The organism is Paenarthrobacter sp. 10N417, from assembly GCF_056394745.1.
The window spans coordinates 36197-53865 of the sequence record NZ_JBFTIL010000014.1 but is presented as its reverse complement, the minus strand read 5'-3'; the positions used below and the strand labels follow the sequence as shown (position 1 = coordinate 53865).

General features: G+C 61.5%; 19 protein-coding genes. 11 read left to right on the top strand and 8 right to left on the bottom strand.

Annotated elements, in window-relative coordinates; translation table 11 throughout:
- Window positions 1–15: 15 nt before the first annotated feature.
- The 3 genes from AC1DCM_RS16980 (at window position 16) to AC1DCM_RS16970 (ending at window position 1915) form a co-directional block, all read left to right on the top strand.
- Complete coding sequence (locus AC1DCM_RS16980) at window positions 16–996, top strand: TIGR03086 family metal-binding protein (RefSeq protein ID WP_477519119.1); 981 nt, start codon at window positions 16–18, stop codon at window positions 994–996.
- Window positions 997–1041: 45 nt separating this feature from the next.
- Entirely contained in the window at window positions 1042–1380 is a 339-nt protein-coding gene (locus AC1DCM_RS16975) for a YciI family protein (RefSeq protein ID WP_477519118.1), read from the top strand.
- Between the two features lie 79 nt (window positions 1381–1459).
- Entirely contained in the window at window positions 1460–1915 is a 456-nt protein-coding gene (locus AC1DCM_RS16970; RefSeq protein ID WP_477519117.1) for an SRPBCC domain-containing protein, read from the top strand.
- A 65-nt stretch (window positions 1916–1980) separates the two neighbouring features.
- Here the strand turns inward: AC1DCM_RS16970 and helR are convergent, their stop codons facing one another.
- Window positions 1981–4215 carry an RNA polymerase recycling motor ATPase HelR gene (gene helR / locus AC1DCM_RS16965; RefSeq protein WP_477519116.1) on the bottom strand — a complete coding sequence of 745 codons (2235 nt, stop codon included), beginning with the start codon at window positions 4213–4215 and terminating at the stop codon, window positions 1981–1983.
- A gap of 260 nt (window positions 4216–4475) precedes the next feature.
- On the opposite strand from helR, the gene AC1DCM_RS16960 reads away from it, so the two are divergent.
- From AC1DCM_RS16960 to AC1DCM_RS16950, 3 genes are read left to right on the top strand one after another with little or no spacing between them, the layout of a single operon-like run.
- The gene (locus AC1DCM_RS16960; protein ID WP_477519115.1) at window positions 4476–5468 is read left to right on the top strand and encodes an NADP-dependent oxidoreductase; all 993 of its coding nucleotides are present in this window, start codon (window positions 4476–4478) and stop codon (window positions 5466–5468) included.
- 42 nt (window positions 5469–5510) lie between these two features.
- Entirely contained in the window at window positions 5511–6356 is an 846-nt protein-coding gene (locus tag AC1DCM_RS16955; RefSeq protein ID WP_477519114.1) for an alpha/beta fold hydrolase, read from the top strand.
- A 12-nt stretch (window positions 6357–6368) separates the two neighbouring features.
- Window positions 6369–6977, top strand: coding sequence for a TetR/AcrR family transcriptional regulator (locus AC1DCM_RS16950; protein ID WP_477519113.1), 609 nt, complete (start codon window positions 6369–6371; stop codon window positions 6975–6977).
- 44 nt (window positions 6978–7021) lie between these two features.
- Here the strand turns inward: AC1DCM_RS16950 and AC1DCM_RS16945 are convergent, their stop codons facing one another.
- From AC1DCM_RS16945 to AC1DCM_RS16925, 5 genes are all read right to left on the bottom strand, one after another.
- On the bottom strand, window positions 7022–7933 hold the full coding sequence (locus AC1DCM_RS16945; protein ID WP_477519112.1) for a zeta toxin family protein: 912 nt from the start codon (window positions 7931–7933) through the stop codon (window positions 7022–7024).
- Window positions 7934–8365 (bottom strand): helix-turn-helix domain-containing protein, encoded by a 432-nt coding sequence (locus AC1DCM_RS16940; RefSeq protein WP_477519111.1) that lies wholly within the window; start codon window positions 8363–8365, stop codon window positions 7934–7936.
- Between the two features lie 324 nt (window positions 8366–8689).
- Window positions 8690–9097 carry an SRPBCC family protein gene (locus AC1DCM_RS16935; RefSeq protein ID WP_477519110.1) on the bottom strand — a complete coding sequence of 136 codons (408 nt, stop codon included), beginning with the start codon at window positions 9095–9097 and terminating at the stop codon, window positions 8690–8692.
- Entirely contained in the window at window positions 9094–9408 is a 315-nt protein-coding gene (locus tag AC1DCM_RS16930) for an ArsR/SmtB family transcription factor (protein ID WP_442002520.1), read from the bottom strand. Before AC1DCM_RS16930 ends, AC1DCM_RS16935 begins: the two co-directional genes overlap by 4 nt.
- Before the next feature lie 71 nt (window positions 9409–9479).
- Window positions 9480–10199 carry a DUF2306 domain-containing protein gene (locus tag AC1DCM_RS16925; RefSeq protein ID WP_477519109.1) on the bottom strand — a complete coding sequence of 240 codons (720 nt, stop codon included), beginning with the start codon at window positions 10197–10199 and terminating at the stop codon, window positions 9480–9482.
- Window positions 10200–10312: 113 nt separating this feature from the next.
- Here AC1DCM_RS16925 and AC1DCM_RS16920 point away from each other — a divergent pair, with 113 nt between their 5' ends.
- Window positions 10313–11014: a TetR/AcrR family transcriptional regulator C-terminal domain-containing protein gene (locus AC1DCM_RS16920; RefSeq protein ID WP_477519108.1), complete on the top strand. Its 702-nt coding sequence runs from the start codon at window positions 10313–10315 to the stop codon at window positions 11012–11014.
- A gap of 36 nt (window positions 11015–11050) precedes the next feature.
- Here the strand turns inward: AC1DCM_RS16920 and AC1DCM_RS16915 are convergent, their stop codons facing one another.
- The gene (locus AC1DCM_RS16915; protein ID WP_477519107.1) at window positions 11051–11905 is read right to left on the bottom strand and encodes an FG-GAP repeat domain-containing protein; all 855 of its coding nucleotides are present in this window, start codon (window positions 11903–11905) and stop codon (window positions 11051–11053) included.
- A 247-nt stretch (window positions 11906–12152) separates the two neighbouring features.
- Here AC1DCM_RS16915 and AC1DCM_RS16910 point away from each other — a divergent pair, with 247 nt between their 5' ends.
- The 3 genes from AC1DCM_RS16910 (at window position 12153) to AC1DCM_RS16900 (ending at window position 14797) form a co-directional block, all read left to right on the top strand.
- Entirely contained in the window at window positions 12153–13493 is a 1341-nt protein-coding gene (locus AC1DCM_RS16910; protein ID WP_477519106.1) for a hypothetical protein, read from the top strand.
- A 61-nt stretch (window positions 13494–13554) separates the two neighbouring features.
- Window positions 13555–14115 carry a hypothetical protein gene (locus AC1DCM_RS16905; RefSeq protein WP_477519105.1) on the top strand — a complete coding sequence of 187 codons (561 nt, stop codon included), beginning with the start codon at window positions 13555–13557 and terminating at the stop codon, window positions 14113–14115.
- A complete protein-coding gene (locus tag AC1DCM_RS16900; protein ID WP_477519104.1) occupies window positions 14093–14797 on the top strand; it encodes a hypothetical protein in 705 nt (234 codons plus the stop codon). The genes AC1DCM_RS16905 and AC1DCM_RS16900 overlap by 23 nt, the downstream gene beginning before the upstream one ends.
- Before the next feature lie 596 nt (window positions 14798–15393).
- Here AC1DCM_RS16900 and AC1DCM_RS16895 read toward each other — a convergent pair.
- Window positions 15394–15618 (bottom strand): LacI family DNA-binding transcriptional regulator, encoded by a 225-nt coding sequence (locus AC1DCM_RS16895; protein WP_477519103.1) that lies wholly within the window; start codon window positions 15616–15618, stop codon window positions 15394–15396.
- Between the two features lie 431 nt (window positions 15619–16049).
- Between AC1DCM_RS16895 and AC1DCM_RS16890 the strand changes: the two genes are divergently transcribed.
- Window positions 16050–17303: an HNH endonuclease gene (locus AC1DCM_RS16890; RefSeq protein WP_477519102.1), complete on the top strand. Its 1254-nt coding sequence runs from the start codon at window positions 16050–16052 to the stop codon at window positions 17301–17303.
- Window positions 17304–17669 lie beyond the last annotated feature (366 nt).

The following is a 17669-nucleotide window of genomic DNA, read 5'->3' as shown; positions in this document are numbered from 1 at the left end:
AAGGCGAGGACGCACATGAGTTTCGACAAAACCATCCACCTGCCGGTCACAGCCGACGAGGCCTTCGCCCTCATCACCCAGCCCGAGCGACTGCGGCGCTGGCAAACGGTCGCAGCCCGGGTGGACCTCCGGATCGGTGGGGATTTCCGCTGGACCGTAACTCCCGGCCATAACGCGGCAGGAACCTTCCAGGAAATCGAACCGGGCAAGCGCGTCGTCTTCACCTGGGGTTGGGAGGGGCAGGATGATCTTCCCCCAGGCGCCTCCACCATCAGCATCACGTTGGAACCGGACGCCGACGGAACGTCCCTCCGGCTGTTGCATGAAGGGCTCACCGAGGAGCAGGAAACATCGCACGCGATGGGCTGGAACCACTACCTGGATCGTCTGCTGGCCGAGGCTTCATCGAAGGACGGCGCTGGCCGCGACGACTGGGCATGGGCGCCCGACCCCATCAACCAGATGAGCTCGGCTGAGGCTTCCTTGGCGATCCTCCTTGGTGTGCTGCGCAACCTCACCCCCGAGGACACGGCGAAGCCTACGCCGTGCGAGGAGTTCAACGTCAGCGAATTGCTGGACCACTTGGCCGGATCGTTGAAGGGCATCGGACGCGCGCTCGGAGCAGCACCTGTGGACCGTAAGGACGCGTCGCCAGAGGTGCGGATCGCTGAGTTGGCCCAGCCCGCGCTGGAAGCCTTCAGCAGGCGCGGACTGAAAGGCACTGTCGATATGGGCTTCGCCGAATTGCCGGTAACCACGGTCGCCGGGATCCTGAACCTAGAACTGCTCGTCCATGCCTGGGACTTCGCAAAGGCGACGGGACAGCACGTGGCGGTGTCCGACGTCGTCAGCGACTACGTGACGGAACTTGCCCGGCAGACCATCTCCGAGCAGGTCCGCTCCGGCGGCGGCTTTGCGCCCGAGCAGCCGACGGCGGAGACAGCCGGCAGCCTGGAACGGCTCGTAGCCTTCACCGGCCGCACTGTCACCCTCTAAAAGCCACCCTGAGAACCCAACAAACAGCAGGAAAGAAGGACCATCATGTCCAAGTACGTTTTCATCTACCACGCACCCATGACCCCCGCAGAGGCCGCCCCGCCGTCGCCGGATGACATGGCAGCTGTGATGGGGGAGTGGAACGCGTGGGGTGCCAAGGTGGGCGATCGCCTGGTCGACTTCGGCACGCCGCTGGCCAACGGAGTCCGCGTGGCCTCCGATGGCAGCACGGCGCCCAGCCAGCGTGAAGTGGCCGGCTACAGCATCCTTGAAGCCGACAACCTCGACGCCGCCGTTGAGCTCGCCAAAGTCCACCCGCACCTGAACATGCCCGGTGGCTGCGAAATCGAGGTTCACGAGGCGCAGGAGATCCCCGGAATGTAGCATTCGAAGGACCGGTCCCAGCATGCGCCCGCCGCTTGATGGCAGCGGGCACCTGCTGATTCTTAGAAAGCGGAATGCGATGACTACCAGTCCAGATGGAACCGCCACCACCGTCAGCACGACGTTCAGCCGCACCACCAAGGTGGCTACGACAATCGACGCCGACGCCGCCACAGTTTGGCGCGTCTTGACCACCGCGGCCGATTACCCCCGATGGAACTCCACCATCGTGTCCTTGAAGGGTGAAATCAAACCAGGATCCACCGTCCAGCTGGTGTCCACGATGGATCCCAGCCGCACGTTCAAACTCAAGGTCAAGGAATTCGAACCCTCCAGCCGACTCGTCTGGGGCGACGCGATGGGCAGCCGCGTCTACACCCTCACGGAAACCAACGGCGGGCAGACTCTCTTCGAGATGAATGAACGCATCGGCGGGCCGATCTTTCCATTGTTTGCGAACAAGATCCCGTCCTTCGACGCGAGCTTCGAACAGTTCGCGGCCGACCTGAAAACGGCTGCCGAGGCAGCTCAATAAACAGTCGACGACGGCGGCAGTCCCTTGGGCGATTGGCAAGACGCCCGCTGGGGTGCTGAAGGGTCTCAGCGGTCGCCGCCGGCTGGCTCGGCAGTGGTCTTGGCAGTGGTCTCGGTAGTGGTTAGGATGACCAGCTGCTGGGTGGCCCTGGTCATCGCGACATAGCGGTCTACGGCTCCTTCGATGCCCGTCCCGAATTCCTCCGGATCAATCAGGACGACGAGGTCGAATTCGAGGCCCTTCGCTAGCTCCGGCGCCAGCGAACGGAGGCGCGGCGACGCTGGGAGCGAGGCGCGTCCGCCGTCGTTCTTGCTGATGACGCAAGCGATTCCTTCGGCGTGCGCATCAAGCCATGTGGTGAGGATCGAGTCCAAGTCTGCGGCGGGCCCGTGGATGACCGGGAGGCCGCCGCTTCGGATGGACGTGGGCACGTTGGCGTCGGGGAGGGCGGCCTTGATGACGGGTTCGGCCTCGGCCATGACTTCCTCGGGCGTGCGGTAGTTGATGCTGAGATGCGTCAGGTTCACGTTGCTCAGACCAATGCGCTCCAGCCGTTCCTGCCACGACTCGGTGAATCCGTGCCTGGCCTGCGCGCGGTCGCCGACGATGGTGAAACTCCGGGATGGGCAGCGTTGCAGGAGCATCTGCCACTGGGCGTCGGTCAGTTCCTGCGCCTCGTCCACCACCACATGGGCGAACGGGCCGGCGAGCTGGTCCGGGTCCGCGATCAACACTGACTCATCCATGAGCTTCTCCTGCATGTCCTCGCCGCGCAGCATGGACATGACCAGCATTTCGGAATCGTCCGCAGCCACGAGGTCTTCCACCACGCGATCCATGAGCTCACGCTCGGCAGCGGCTTCGGCTTTCTGGCGACGCCTTCGCTTGGACGCCTCAGGATCGCCCAGCCGTTGCCGGGCAGCGTCCAGGAGGGGCAAATCCGACACAGTCCAAGCGTTCGGATTGGCCCGCTGAAGCTTCCCCACTTCATCAGGACTCAGCCAGGGAGCGCATAGACGCAGGTACGCTGGCACCCGCCAAAGGTCGGCCACGAGATCCGGGTAATGAAGCAGCGGCCAGGCCCGACTGAACGCTTCCACGAGGTCCAGATTCTGCGCGAAGGATCGACGAAGCAAGTCCTCCGGAACCTCGTCTGTATCGAACTTGTCCACCAAAATGGTGAGCAGTTCCTCCCAGACCTCCTCGCGCGCCTCATTGTGGGGAGTGCCTGGTGTTGGCACGTCGAAGGCCTCGGCCCAGTCGTCTGCGCTGAACCAGACGTCGGCCCAGGGTGTCTCGACTTCCATGCCCTCCTTCGGCGGTGACTCGTAGAACCTGACGGCCGGCTCGATCGCCTTCACCAGGTTCGCCGAAGACTTGAGCCGGGCAACCTCGGGGTCGGACTCGACTGCAGCGTCGGCTCCCTCCGGCACGAGGTCCCGCAGCGTGCAGGTCTGCACACCCTCTTCGCCCAGGCTGGGAAGGACATCCGCTACGTACGCCAGAAATGGCCGGTGCGGGCCAACAAACAGGACGCCGCCCCGGCGATGACCGAGGCGAGGGTCCGAGTAGAGCAGATACGCGGCGCGGTGCAAGGCGACCACAGTCTTACCTGTACCGGGACCGCCGTCGACCACTAAAGCACCCCGGGACGATGCGCGGATGATGGCGTCCTGGTCCGCCTGGATAGTTCCGAGCACGTCCCGCATCCGGGCCGAACGGCTGCTGCCCAGACTGGCGATGAACGCTGAAAGGTCTTCAAGGGCAGCCGTGCCGCCGAACGGATCTGCGGAGGCGTGGCCTGCGGTGGCCGGGTCCGTGGTGAAGGCTTCGTCCCAGTAGTCGGTGATCCGGCCCCGGGTCCAGCGATAACGACGGCGGGCTGCCAGGCCCATGGGGTTGGCGTGGGTGGCTCCGAAGAACGGTTCGGCGGCGGGGGAGCGCCAATCAATTAGTAGCCGGCGGCCGTCGCTGTCCGTGAGGCCGAGTCGCCCGATGTAGAGCGGTTCAGTGTCGCCGGCCGGGACGACGCGCCCCAGACAAAGGTCCAGCCCGAAGCGACGGAGCGCACGCAGCCGGCCGGTCAGCCGACGGGTTTCGACGTCCTTCTCCACTGCCTCCTGGCCGAAGCGACTGGGGGCTTTCCGTATGGCATCGAGCTGATCGGACAGCTCGGAAATGGTCTGCTCAAGGCTTTCAGCGATGACTGCGAAGTGCTGCTCGTCGGCGGCGATCAGGGCTGGATCTGCTTTGGGCGCGAGGTGCTCGGGAAGGTTGAACGCGCTGGTAGTGAGGGGCACGCTGTCAGCTCCTTTCTGGGCTGATGGCGCCGGAACCGCGCGTCTGAAACAGCGCGTACTTCCGGCGTCGGCTCTCAATTTTGCCGTACCCCCCGGGCCTTGCGGCAAGCCCCCCAGTGCCGTATAGATTGAAAGTGAGGAGACACAACGTGTCTCCTTTTTTCGTGCCTTTTTCCCGTGACGCCTCAGCCTGCTCTTGACTTAAGAACTGAGTGGCCTCAGAATTGAGTTAACTCAGTTATTCAATCAGGAGAACCCCAATGAAAGCCTTCGTCCTCAACAAATACAAAGAAGCCTTGCAAGAGGTTGACGTTCCCGAGCCCGTAGTCGGCGAGCACGACGTGCTGGTGCAGGTGAAAGCGGCCGGCCTCAACCAGTTGGACGAGAAGATCCGGCAGGGGGAGTTCAAGCAGATCCTCCCGTACAGGCTGCCGCTGATCCTTGGCAACGATCTCGCCGGAGTAGTGGTCAGTGTCGGGGCGAAAGTGCGGTCCTTCAAGCCAGGCGATGAGGTTTTCGCCCGTCCGAATCAGGACCGCATCGGGACCTTTGCCGAGCGAATCGCTGTGGCCGAGGCGGACCTCGCCATCAAGCCGGCGTCCATCAGCATGGACGAAGCGGGATCCCTGCCATTGGTGGCGTTGACCGCGTGGCAGGCGCTCGTTGAACGCGGCAATGTTGTCCCTGGCCAGAAGGTCCTGATTCACGCGGGAGCTGGGGGAGTGGGCTCCATCGCGATCCAGCTCGCCAAATACCTTGGGGCCACCGTTGCCACAACGGTCAGCGCCAAGAATGCGGACTTTGTCCGCGAGCTCGGGGCGGACGTGGTCATTGATTACCGCACAGAGGACTTTGCGGAGATCCTCCGTGGCTACGATCTCGTTCTGGACAGCCTCGGCGGCGAGAATCTGGAGCGATCGCTGAAGGTCCTCAAGTCCGGCGGTAAGGCCATCGGCATCTCAGGCCCGCCTGATCCCATTTTCGCCCAACAGCTCGGCGCAAACGCAGTGATGAAGGGCGCTGTGGCGCTCATTAGTGCTGGCATTCGGCGTAAAGCCCGTCGCCTTGGCGTCACCTACGAATTCCTCTTCATGCGTGCCAACGGCAACCAGCTCCGGGAGATTGCCGCGCTCATCGACGCCGGGGAAATCCGTCCCGTCGTCGGCCGGGTAGTCCCGTTCAACCAGACGCCGGACGTCCTGGCCGGGCTGGACAAGGGCGGCGTCCGCGGCAAAACAGTCGTCAGCCACTAAATCAATCAACTACTGCCAATCACACCGTCAGGAAAAAACATCATGAGCAACGTCATCACCGCCTACAAGGACGCACCGGTCAGCACAGTTACCGCCGGCGGCGTCACCTACAGTTACCGTGAGCTGGGCCCGAAGGGTGGAATCCCCGTCGTCTTCCTGGTTCACCTCGCCGCGACAATGGACAACTGGGACCCGCGCATCATCGACCCCATCGCCGAGAAGCACCACGTGATCACCTTCAGCAACCGTGGTGTCGGTGCCACTACCGGCGACGTTCCGGGCACGATCGAGGAGATGGCGGATGACGCCGCGGCCTTCATGAAGGCGCTCGGGTACGGGAAAGTAGACCTCTTCGGATTCTCGCTCGGAGGCATGATTGCCCAGGCTTTGGTGGTCAAATACCCGGAGCTGGTGCGGAAGCTCGTCCTTGCCGGCACTGGCCCTGCAGGTGGAAAGGACATCGATAAGGTTGCCCGCGTCACCTACTACGACGTCCTGCGAGCCACCCTGAGCCGGCAGGACCCCAAGGAATTCCTGTTCTTCAACCGCAATGCCGCTGGCAAGCCCGCCGCGAGGGCATTTATCCAGCGGCTCAAGGAGCGCACCACCAACTTGGACGCACCGATCAAGACCAAGGCGTTCCAGGCGCAGTTGAAGGCCATCAAGAAGTGGGGTCGCACTGAACCGGCCAACCTGGGCGCCATCACCCAGCCGACACTCATCGCCAACGGCGACAATGACCGCATGGTTCCGTCCCGGCTCTCCGAGGATATGCACCGCCGGATTCCGGGCAGCGAGCTGATMATTTACCCAGATTCAGGGCACGGCGGCATCTTCCAGTACCACCAGGAGTTCGTCCCCGTCGCCCTCGAATTCCTGGGCCGCTGATACGGTATTTGAATGCAGGCTGTGCCCCAGACCCTTGGCCGACGTGAGCGGAATAAGCAGGAGAAGCTTGACCGCATCACCGCTGCCGCCCGTGAGCTCTTCACCCAGTACGGCGTAGACGAGGTCACCACCCAGCAGGTGGCTGACAAGGCCGACGTCGGATCGGGAACCTTGTTCTTGTACGCCAAGACGAAGGCGGAGCTGCTTCTCTTGGTCCACAACGTCAAATATGGCGACGCGCTCAACTCGGGTGTCGCCGCAGCGGAACAGGAAGAAGCCGTCCTTGACGGGATCATGGCGATCATCCGACCCATCATCGAATGCAACCGGGTCCAGATCGAGAACGGCCGGACCTACTTGAAAGAGATCGTCTTCGGTGATCCCAGCGAACCCCACCACGCGGAGGCACTTGCGTTGACCATGCGCACGGAAGCCGCCATCGCAGAGGTGTTGGGCCGCGATGAGCAATTGACGGCCCGGGACCCAGCGAAAATTGCCCGCGTCATCTTGGCGATCATGTTCATCAGCATGAGCTCCTCTGCCAATAGCGGTCTCACTGACGAGCAAGTCGGGGACGAGATCAGCGATCAGATCAACGTGGTTTTGGCCACGGGGGGCTAGCAACTTCCGGTTCGGGCACGCCGAGTGCTAAATCCAGAGTGGGGCTAATCGACCTTCGTCGTGCGCTTGCTGTCCTTCAGATAACCAGGTGCTTCTCCTACATGGTCGCCCACGATCCTTCGATAGACCCGACGGTCCTCAGGCAGGGGCCCGGTCGAGACAATCAGCCCCACCTCACTGAAGCCGGCCACGCCGGGGCTGTTAAAGAGGTCGATGGCGTTTTGGTTGCACACACTGAAGCCCGAAGCGTCATAGATTGCCGTGATTGCTTCGCGCGGCGTGAACCGACCGCCGCCATTCCGGTCACCGTTGATTGCCTTCGTGCGTCCCTCACTCCACCTGAAGTAAGCCTGCTCGAGCGCCGTAGCGCAATCCACTTCAACATCCACAATCGTCACGTTCGTATATTCGTGGAGTTCCAGCATCCGAGTGTACTGCCGCGGAAGACCCGGCCAGGATAAAGTTCCCTCGATGACAACGTTCTCGCGTGCTTCGAGCGAGCGCTCGATGAGTCGGTCGGCCAGTTGAACGGATTCATTGTGAACCAAGCTGGAGAGTTCATTGGGCATGATGAAGTACCCGTCAGCCAACCGTCGGACCAGCACTTTGTCGAAGATTCCGTCGCGCACCGCGGCATCCAGCAGTTTCAGTTTGATCTCATCAGCATCGATGATTCGCCAGCCTGGGCCTCCAAGATGAAGGTTCCTGACTATGGTCGATTTGCCGGCACCGGGCGGTCCCGCGGTTACCACGGCAGCCAGACCGTCCTTTTGGACGTCCGCTTCTCCCTCAGCTATGAACTCGTCGAGGAGCCGACGTTGAAAACGGATGCGTTCGGGGCTGACAAGCTGCCCCGGCCGGTATGTGGCCAAAGGTGAGTGCCGATGGAGTTCCCCTCCGAGCGACGTCAGGGCATTTAACTCTCCGTCAACCCTGCGAAGGGTCGCATCATCCACCTAGGCGGCCGTCGGGCGGACGGTCGACAGCAATGCCTCGTAATCAGCGACATCGATGAGGTCCCGGTGCACAGCGTCGACGATTTGGTCCCAATCCCCGGCCACCAGCGCCCCCTCGGGGTTGCCCGGTTCGGCGTCTTCAGCGAAGGTGTAGTGCCAGTTCTTCAGCTCGAGCATCATGGCGTCGTGGCCGATCTTCTCGGCATGAAAATCGAGAATGACCTCACGAGGAGTCCGCTTCAGTAGCTCCGGGAAGTTCTCAATTTTGCGGAGAATCCGATGGACCTCCGGCTGGGAGATAGAGAGCCGTCGGGCTATTTCGGCCTGGGTCAGCCCCTCGGCGTGGGCCATCGAGCAGGACCGCAGGATGTCCAACCTGTTCAGCTCGCGATTTGCAAAAGTCCGGGCCAAACGATCTTGAATGGTGAGCATCTCGTCTCCCTCCGGTGGCAAAATACATTTTGTATAGCCTCACGGTACATCCTTTGCTCCCCCCACAGAAGACCTGGAAGCTGTGAGCTGGACAACGCACTTACGAACACACGCGTTCTGATCGACAAGGCCGACGGTTACGAGATAGCCGAAACCTGGGTCTCGGCCCTTCGTGAGCTCCGCGGTGACTCTCCTGCGATGGTTTCCGGAGGACGATCGCCCTGAAAATCCTGCAGGTGAAATTTCCTTCCTCAGGTTCAGGCCGGTGCGTCATACTGGGCGCGCTCGATGTACGACGCCGGACCCTGCCTTCGTGCCGACGGCTTAGCTAACGCTGACCAGGACCTGGTCGATCCGTGCCAGAAGGCCAGGCCATCCGTTGCCCATACCCTCGAGGGCCTGCTGTCCCATGGGGGTGTCGAGGCGGAAGCCGGCGTGCTCAAAGTGCAGGATCGTGCCATTTTCTGTGGCTTCCAGCTGCCAGCTAATGGTGGTGTCCAGGACTCCCTCGGCGAACATGAACGTGATCGCTGAGCCGGGCTCGACCGTGAGGACTTCGCATTGCTGCTGGCCCCAGCCGCCCATGTCCATGGTGAAACGGTGACCCACCACGGGTGCGATGTCGCCGGCAGCCCACCAGCGGGCGAGCAGTTCCGGGGTGGTCAGGGCAGCCCACACTGCCTCTTTGGGGTGCGGGAAAGTGCGCTCGAGTTTGATGGCGTTTTCGGTCATGGTGTGTTTTCCTCATCCAACAGTTCGGCCAGGGCGTCGAGCCGCTGGTTCCAATATTGCTCGTAGTGCTTCAGCCAGTTGCTGGCCTCCTGTAGGCCGTCGGCCTCAAGGTGGTAGATCCTGTTCCGGCCTTGCCGTTCCTCCCGGATCAAGCCAGCCTCCCGCAGGACCGCCAAATGCTCAGACGCTGTAGAGCGGCTGAGGTCCAGACGACCCGTGAGATCGCCCGCCGTCAATGGACCCTCACGGAGGCTATCGAGGATGGTACGCCGCGAAGGGTTCGCGAGGGCGCCGAAGACGTCTGGAAGCACTCGATGATGATATGTCGGAAATTTCCGAAATGACAACCTGGGCACTCCCAAGCCCGCGACGGGCGCGCAGCTTATCGTGAGGATTCCACTGAGGTCTGAACGGATCGCCCCGCAGGATGGGACGCCGATGCCGGTTTGCTTGCCCGCCGGCGAATGACCAACTCGGCTACGGCGAGGTTAATAATCCAGGAGAGCCCCATGAGCACCGCTCGGGTCGCCTCGTCCGTAGGGCCGAAGACAAGCATCCAGGGGAGGAATATGAGGGCCTGCGTTCCTGCGCCGAGACCGATTGCGTAAGCCCGGGTCATCCAGGCACTGTGCACAACGAAGTCCCGGCGCCGAACAGCCATGAATCCGAGAACGATGCTTACCACCATGGCCGATCCGAAGATGAGCCGAAGTATCAGGAGCGCCTCACCGTCGCCCTCCGGTAGCGCGTAGAACATGGACATCCACAGGCCGGAGAGTGCGGCAAGCAGGCCCGCAGGAACGAGGATGCGCCCCGTCATCCGGTGCCACTTGCGCCTGCCGCTGCGAAGAGAGGGGACGAACTGGAAGGCTCCGAGCAGGCAGTAGACGGTGACGCAGACAATGTGGGTGACCACTGGTATGGGTGAGTCGAAGAACCGTTCGTTCTGTGGCGTCACGGCCCCGCCGCCCGTCAGTTCTGTGAGGCGGGCTGCCCCGGCGATCACCGGGATGAGGCTGAGGAAGATCAATCCAGTGGGGACTGGCCATTGCGCCCGCCCGAAGCGGCTTCGGAACCCTGCGGTGGAGCTTTCTGATCTCATGGTCTGGCCCTTTTGACTCGTAGGTGTACGGCGTACACCTTCATGAGGGAAAGCGTAGGTGTACGCTGTACACACTGTCAATGGTTGGCGCAAACGATCAGGCTGGAGGGCCCATGAGCCAACAAATGGAGACGCGCAGGATTCCCCTGAACCGGGAGCGTGTGCTTCGCGCCGCCGTCGAACTTGCAGACGAGGTTGGCATTGACGCGCTCAGCATGCGACGACTCGCTCAGGACCTCGGCGTCGTACCCATGGCGCTTTACAAGCACGTGGCCAACAAGGAGGAACTCCTCGACGGCATGGTGGACACCATTGTGGGCGAGATCGATCCGCCAATCCGCGATGCTGATTGGAAGAGCGCTGTCCGGCTGAGAGTGCTCTCGGCACGTCGGGCCCTCATGGTGCATCCGTGGGCTCGTTCCGTGATCGAGACCAGGACAAATACAACACCGGCTGTGCTGGAGTACATGGACACCCTGGCCGGGCTGTTTCTGGCTGGCGGGCTGACCCCCGACCTCACCCATCACGTCATGCACGCTTTGGGCAGCCGCATGTGGGGATTCACCCAGGAAGTGTTTGACGACTCAGAAGGACGGGAGCCAAGCGAAATCACGCCTGACGTGCAGACGGCGATGATTCAGCACATGGCCGAGAGCCATCCTCACCTCCTGAAGATCGCCCTGGCCGCCGCCCACGACGACGCGTCAGTTGTGGGCCACGGTTGTGATGACCAGTCTGAGTTTGAGTTCGCTCTCGATCTCCTGCTCGACGGCGTTGAGCGACTTCACGAGCGCGGCTGGAAGTCTGGCGGATAAACAGTCGTCTCCAACAGATTCAGCAGTCTGGAAAGATCAGACCAGCGCGGTCATGACGTTCCAGCCCTCTCCGATCTGTTTCCGCGGCTCCAGATGGCGGCTTCCAATCCCGGGATAGAGCCAAAGGATGCCGTTGGTATCCCTGGCGATGATCTGCGAGTTCCCCTGGGTATGAATGTCGAAGTTGCCGGTAGCAATGATTGCGGTCATGGTGTTCCAGCCTTCGCCGACTTGCATCCGCGGCAGCCATCCGCCGGTTCCGTTTCCGGGGTAGAGCCAGAGGCGGCCGCTGGTGTCGCGGGCAAGGAGGTCCATTTTCCGGTCCTCGTTGAAATCGCCGCGACCGATGAGGGCCGTCATGACGTTCCAGCCTTCGCCGATTTGGAACCGTGGGAGCCATCCGCCCTGGCCGTCACCGGGATACAACCAGAGGCGCCCCTCGGCGTCACGGGCCATGAGGTCCACCCTGTGGTCACCGTTGAAGTCTCCTGGTCCCACCAAAGCAGTCATGACGTTCCAGCCCACGCCCACCTGCATCCGGGGCTGGAGAACCCCACGGCCCGTGCCGGGGTAGAGCCACAAGGCGCCGTTTGCATCCCTGGCGAGGAGGTCGTCTGTGTACTCGCTTTGGAATTCGCCCGGACCCACAATCGCCGTCATGGCATTCCAACCCTCGCCCATTTTGAAGCGGGGTTTTATCCAGCCACCATGGTCATCGCCGGCGTAGACCCAGAGATCGCCCGCTGTGTCACGGGCTAGAACGTCGTGAAAGTACTCGGTACCGATGTAGATATAGTCCCAGTTGTTGCTGGGGACGCTCAAAGCCTGGGTGGCGGTCTTGTCTGCTTGGGCAGGAACCACCATGAGGCCCAAGAAAAAGACCACCACCATGGCCACAGCTGCGCCAAGGAAATGCGGTCGTCTCCGGCTTCGAACCCTTCGCAATGCATGAGCAGTGCGCCGTGCAGTAGTAGTCGACCCTGATCGGAACATCACTGTTACCCCCCATTAGCAACATAGCCATCACGCGATGGACCGGAGCTTATCCGGATCGCCGAATTTTTGTTAGGGGCTGACGGAAAGCCCTGTCATCCTATAGACATTCAGGTTTCACCGGTCGGGCCGGAATCGAGGAGCAATGAGGCGGGTTCGCTACTTCACAGCGGCAGCAGCGGTTGCCGTCCTGGTGCTCACCGGCTGCACGGCAGCAGCGGACCCCAGCGCCCCGCCGTCGAGCTCGTCAGCAATCCCCACAGGCACGGCGTCGTCCTCATCGACTGGCTCGCCCTCCGCAACGCCTCCGGCAGTGTTGGCCAAACTTTCCAGAATTCCCTGGGACGGTGGCCCGGACTTCTACAAGAAGTTCAGCAAGGCCGACGCCGCAGGGTGGGACGACCCGGGCTTCTTCCCCATCGGCGTCTGGTACGCATCCGGGAACGGCGAGCAGGTGCAGTTCGACAAAGCACATGGCATCAACTTCTACGTCCAACTGAACCCGGACACTGACTATGCGCTCTTCGATCAGTACGGCATGTTCTCGCTGATGAAAGTGATGAACGCACCTGATGACTGGGCTCAGCTCCCGGGCAACTACATCGACGACGAGGTAGATGGAAGATTCGGCTGGGACGAGGGCGTAGCCCACATGAACAAGACCATCGCAGAGTTGAAGGCCAAAGAGGAGGGCCGGTTTACCTACGCCAACTGGACCCCATCCCTCATCAGCTACGACGCGCCGATGGACATCACCAAGCGTTATTGGGAGACCGTGGACGTGTCCTCGACGTCCAACTATTACTACGCAGGTGCCTGCCGCGATTGGCGGCTGCGCACACCCCAGGGATACAACCCGACGACGACGGCCACCTGCCAGACGTCGTCGGCGTACGCAAAAGCCATGCAAGTGATGCAGGAGGTCAACACCGCAAGGGGTGTCTACTCGCCCGTCTGGATGGTCCCGACCGTGCTTAGTCCCGAGGGTGAGCACGACCTGTCCGACCAGATGACGCCGGACAGGGTGAAGGCCCAGGTGTGGGCGATGCTCATCCACGAATCGCGCGGAATCGTCTGGTTCACGCAGTCACCCGGCGGCGGCGACGATAACCCGTGCATGTCCGGAGATGCGCTCGCCGATGTCCGCATCCACAACACCGCATGCTCCCGGGACCAGGTGCAGGCCATGGGTGAGATCAACGCGGAAGTGAAGACTTTGGCACCCGTTCTGAACACGCAGAGCTATGTGTGGTACTTCGGTGACGGGCTGGACACCATGCTGAAAAGCTACAACGGCGACGCCTACATTTTCGCGATGACGCAGGACGCGCAGACCGGCCAGCGGACCTTCACCCTGCCAACGGGTGTTACAGCCAAGACGGTTGAGGTGGTGAACGAGAACCGCACCATTGCCGTTAAGGACGGGAAGTTCACGGATGACTTCCCCGTTGAATCCACCCACCATGTCTACAAGGTGAGGCTGTAAGGGCGCTGCGCTCCTAAAGGGTTCTCCGCAATCCGCAGGCCGCTGCTCGAATTTCCTACCCGTGGCTTGGCGTACAACCACGCCGTTCATCGCGGGCAACCTCGCCGGAATGTGGCCGTACAACTCCCGCAACACCTTGTTCCAGCACAACGTGGTGGGCACCCGCACCTTCCAGTACAACTACTCGTACGGGAACGCGGGCGGCTTCTACCCCAACTGCATCTCCAACTGCGCGGGTGGCGCCACCTCGGCCAACGTCATCCTCCGCTACAACATCGCCCAGGACGACTGCCGGATGGGCGGCAGCAGCACCGGCACCGGCAAGCACTACATCTACAACAACACCTTCTACTGCCCGTCGCGCACCTTCCTGGACGACATGACCGGCCCGCGCGAGGTCCGCAACAACCTCTTCGTGGCACCGGGCGGTAGCCTCAAGACAGCCTCAGCTCTTATAGGAACAACGCGTATTTTGGCGGTATGTTGCCGTCCGACGGGGAGACGGGTTTCGTGCTCGGCGACCCTCGGTTGGTGGCTGGCGGCAGTGGGCAATCCTCGTTGGACGTGCCCGGGTACCGGCTGTTGTCCGGTCGCCTTTATTGGGTACAGGCGTTCGGATTAACGACGACGGCGGCAGGGACGTCTTCGCGAATCCCACCTCTGGTGGGGCTTCTGTTGGGGCGCCGAACATCGGTGCTTATCAGGGGCCGGGCGTTGCGCCTGCTGCGCTGCCTTTCGGCTCTTTGGTGAACCAGACGTCGGTGGCTGATGCTGCCAATCCGCGGAATGGGGCTGTTACGGCTGACCGGCGGACGTTCTCGGAGGAGGCTTTGGCGGCGGCTGGGTTTGGCTCGGGCGAGCGGTATTCGGCATTTGGGGTGTCGTCCGTTTGGCATCCTACGGCGGTGGGGACGCCGGATACTTTGAAGGCTGCCAGGCAGGAAGTTGCTGTTTCGGGCAAGGGGCGGACTTTGCTGGTGACGGGGTTCTCCACGAGGAACGTGTCCTCGGGCGTCGCGACGGTGCACTTCACGAATGGGCAGAGTCGTGACGTGGTTCTGTCGTTGCCGAACTGGGTCTCGGGAGTCGCTTCGGATGCGAGCGTGGTTGTTGCTTCGTCGGCCTATCACCAGAGGCACACGCAGGCCTACATCGGCGGTCCGTCGACCGTTGTGCGGGTGGATGAGCCGGCCCGCGTGTTTGCCACGAAGGTCGATATTCCGCCGGCGTTCGAGGTATCGAGCGTGACGCTGCCGCAGGGGGGTGCGCTGGTGGATGAGGGGCTGAACATCATGGATATTTGAGTGGTTGGGCGACGGTGCTGAGCGGCGGGTGGACGTGCAGGGGCCTGGAGGTGTTGTCGAATCCCGGGCACGGAAATGTTCCTCCAAGACGGCGCGCCAACTTCGGCGCTCATCGCGAAGAAGTCGACGAGAACAAGGTCTGCTCGAGGAGGCTGTCCAGGCCGAGTGCGCCGCTCTCGTAGAAGAAGCTGCCCTCGGCGGTGGCGGGTGGGCATTTCTCTTCGGCCGTAACGCGGAGGTAACCGCGTTGCCTCGCTGGGCGACGTAGATGGAGCCCGGGTCGCCGACCAGGAGCCCGACGCAGCGGTGGCCGAGGGCGAGCAGGTGACGCGTGGCATCGGAGGCTGCTTGTTCGCCGTCGATAGCGCCGCTGGGGGCCAACCTGTCGCTGATGGCAACCGACATAACGGGATCCCGGAGCCGAACATCTGCCGGATTTCTGGGCTGATCACGGCCGAGATCAGGATGACGCCTGCGGCCCGCTACGTGCGGAGTGTGCGCAGGTAGCCGAAGATGAACGCCGACTTGACGGCCGTGCGGCTCAGGATCACGGCGTGACCGCGTTCCTGTGTCTCAACTTCCTCGGCCCGTATGACCTACGAGGCGAGGGCGTCGGACACCACGGGTGCCAGGAGACCGATCGCCGAGGTTTGCCGGGTTTTCAGGCTCCTTGCGAGGTTGTCCGTCTCGCAGCTGAACTGTTTGCCGGCTTCCTCTACGCGTTGGTCGGTCTGGCCCGAATAGCCACCAGGCTGTTGACCACGCGAAACCGTGGCGGGCGAAACGCCTGCGTGCTTGGCGACGTCGCTGATCGTGGCCATGGGCGGGTCCTCTTGTTTGCTCTTGCTACTTTGTTGGGGGCTTGCGCAAGCGGTTTACGTAAACGGTTACGTAATCCGGCTCACCCAGCGCGTGCAGGGGTGAGGCGGATGGTCGCACTGTTTCGTAAACGGGACGGCAAGTGACTGACACATGCGCCCGTCGTCGGCTAATGGGTCCTTGGGAGGTGATCTTCGTCACTCAATTTGAGCGCAGATCATCGACTCTGTGGTGAAGCGCCCTTAGATCGAATCACGACAATGGCAGTCGCATCGGTCGGCTTCCCCTCAGTTTGGCCCGCTGAACTGCATAAACACGAATGGATGCCTTTATATCTAAGGGCGAATTATCTTCGTTCAACGGTCTGTCTTAGATACATCTGTGGTGGTAGCTTGGATTTGACGAAATTTTCTTCGACAGTAAACCTGTTGTCATGAAAGAAAACCAAAGAAAAATCTGCTCTGTCGGCGGTGCGTCGTGCGGCGAACCCAGGCAGTTGCATTGGCAAGGAACCCAAGCTGTGTGCCCGAAGCATTTCAGGCGGATGGAGCGTCGGGGCACTTATGAGCCGGTTTGCATCGTCGGGGGACGACCATGCGGGGATGGTGTACGTCTCTACGGAGCGGGTCGATGCCGCCGACACCATTTCTACGGGTCGGTCAAGCCTTGTATAGAGGACGGATGTGATCATCTCCCGTCCGCAGAGCGAAACAAATTCGTAAGGGGCAGATGCGACAAGCACTACCAAGCTCACCGGGCGGCGTCTCGTAGAAGCACTCAGAGTTGTACTGCAGTAGCGCTTGGAGGATGCGGAGCGAGTCGCAAACTTTACGACGGACTTTGCCGCAGGCACTTCGAGCGTAGAAAGGCCACTGGCTCGGCGATTTCCGTAAGATGCCGCCACGAGAACTGCCAGATCACTTCCGATACGGATCCATCTGGCGTCTTCAAAGCGGGCTACTGCAACATGCACTATTTAAGGGGACGCCGGGCACAAGACCGCGCGTCTGAATTGGGACTCCGATTCTGCCCTCACTGCGACGGGGACATGTCAACCGCAAGGCGAAACTCGCGATACTGCAGCACCCAATGCCAGACTGCCGCATGGGTAGCGGCAAATACAGACCTCGTAAGGGTAAGGGCGCGCCTCGCGGGCGCCAAACGGAAGGCTGCCAAGTACGGCAACCCAGGTTATAGCACTTTTGCGATCCAGGATTGGCTTAACCTACTTGAGACTCTGGCAAATCGATGCACCTATTGTGGATTTCAGGCTGGTGCTAATGACCTTCAGATGGACCACATCGTACCCCTCAAACGAGGAGGGCCTCATAGACTTTCAAACATCACGCCGGCATGCAGTGCATGTAATCAATCCAAGAGGGATCGCCCACTGCTTTTCGGATGGGCGCCACGGCTGTTGGGAGGAAAGCCGCGCTGGGATAGGAGTGCACCGCGCGGGCAGCGGTCAAACCAATGGAATTCCAGCGAATGGCGTGACAGCCAAGGTCCATTACAGGCAGTGCGGGATAGGGCGAGTCGAACGCCAGAATTGCTGCGCGCCATTGCGTTAACAGAGCACTTCTTCCAAGGACTCGACAGCAGGGAGCAAGTAGCGTGGTTAGGAGAATGGGCATACAACCGTGCTCACTCAACGAGTGAGTCAGGATCATGTGACACGTCCGAATGACGCCGGTTACTGCAACGCGTCCGGCCAGCCCCTACGCCAATGGCTATCATTCACTTGTCATCGGTTTTCGAGCTGGTCAGCTCGACGCTTGGGTCGCTGATCTTGCCGACCGTGGACAGTTTTGGCGAGGATTCTGTGGGTCGGATAGGGGCTGGAATCGGCGTTGGGACTGGGTGGGCCGCATTGAACGAGGCCCACCCAGTCTTATGTTGCTAGCTTCGTCCTCGACTATCTAGAGTGGGACCGCCAAGGCAATCGACTCCACCATCACTTGGTTACGTGAACGAGGACTGCTTTGCTTGCTGCTTGTTCTACGCCCGGGTTGTCGATGCCCGTAACGGTCCAGTTTCTGAGCAACAAAAACAG

Coding starts and splice junctions, on each gene's coding strand:
- AC1DCM_RS16895 (WP_477519103.1), bottom strand. CDS start 15,618: ATGGCCACGATCAGCGACGTCGCCAAGCACGCAGGCGTTTCGCCCGCC.
- AC1DCM_RS16890 (WP_477519102.1), top strand. CDS start 16,050: ATGAAAGAAAACCAAAGAAAAATCTGCTCTGTCGGCGGTGCGTCGTGC.
- AC1DCM_RS16925 (WP_477519109.1), bottom strand. CDS start 10,199: ATGAGATCAGAAAGCTCCACCGCAGGGTTCCGAAGCCGCTTCGGGCGG.
- AC1DCM_RS16935 (WP_477519110.1), bottom strand. CDS start 9,097: ATGACCGAAAACGCCATCAAACTCGAGCGCACTTTCCCGCACCCCAAA.
- AC1DCM_RS16950 (WP_477519113.1), top strand. CDS start 6,369: ATGCAGGCTGTGCCCCAGACCCTTGGCCGACGTGAGCGGAATAAGCAG.
- AC1DCM_RS16960 (WP_477519115.1), top strand. CDS start 4,476: ATGAAAGCCTTCGTCCTCAACAAATACAAAGAAGCCTTGCAAGAGGTT.
- AC1DCM_RS16910 (WP_477519106.1), top strand. CDS start 12,153: ATGAGGCGGGTTCGCTACTTCACAGCGGCAGCAGCGGTTGCCGTCCTG.
- AC1DCM_RS16980 (WP_477519119.1), top strand. CDS start 16: ATGAGTTTCGACAAAACCATCCACCTGCCGGTCACAGCCGACGAGGCC.
- AC1DCM_RS16975 (WP_477519118.1), top strand. CDS start 1,042: ATGTCCAAGTACGTTTTCATCTACCACGCACCCATGACCCCCGCAGAG.
- AC1DCM_RS16915 (WP_477519107.1), bottom strand. CDS start 11,905: ATGGTGGTGGTCTTTTTCTTGGGCCTCATGGTGGTTCCTGCCCAAGCA.
- AC1DCM_RS16970 (WP_477519117.1), top strand. CDS start 1,460: ATGACTACCAGTCCAGATGGAACCGCCACCACCGTCAGCACGACGTTC.
- AC1DCM_RS16940 (WP_477519111.1), bottom strand. CDS start 8,365: ATGCTCACCATTCAAGATCGTTTGGCCCGGACTTTTGCAAATCGCGAG.
- AC1DCM_RS16920 (WP_477519108.1), top strand. CDS start 10,313: ATGAGCCAACAAATGGAGACGCGCAGGATTCCCCTGAACCGGGAGCGT.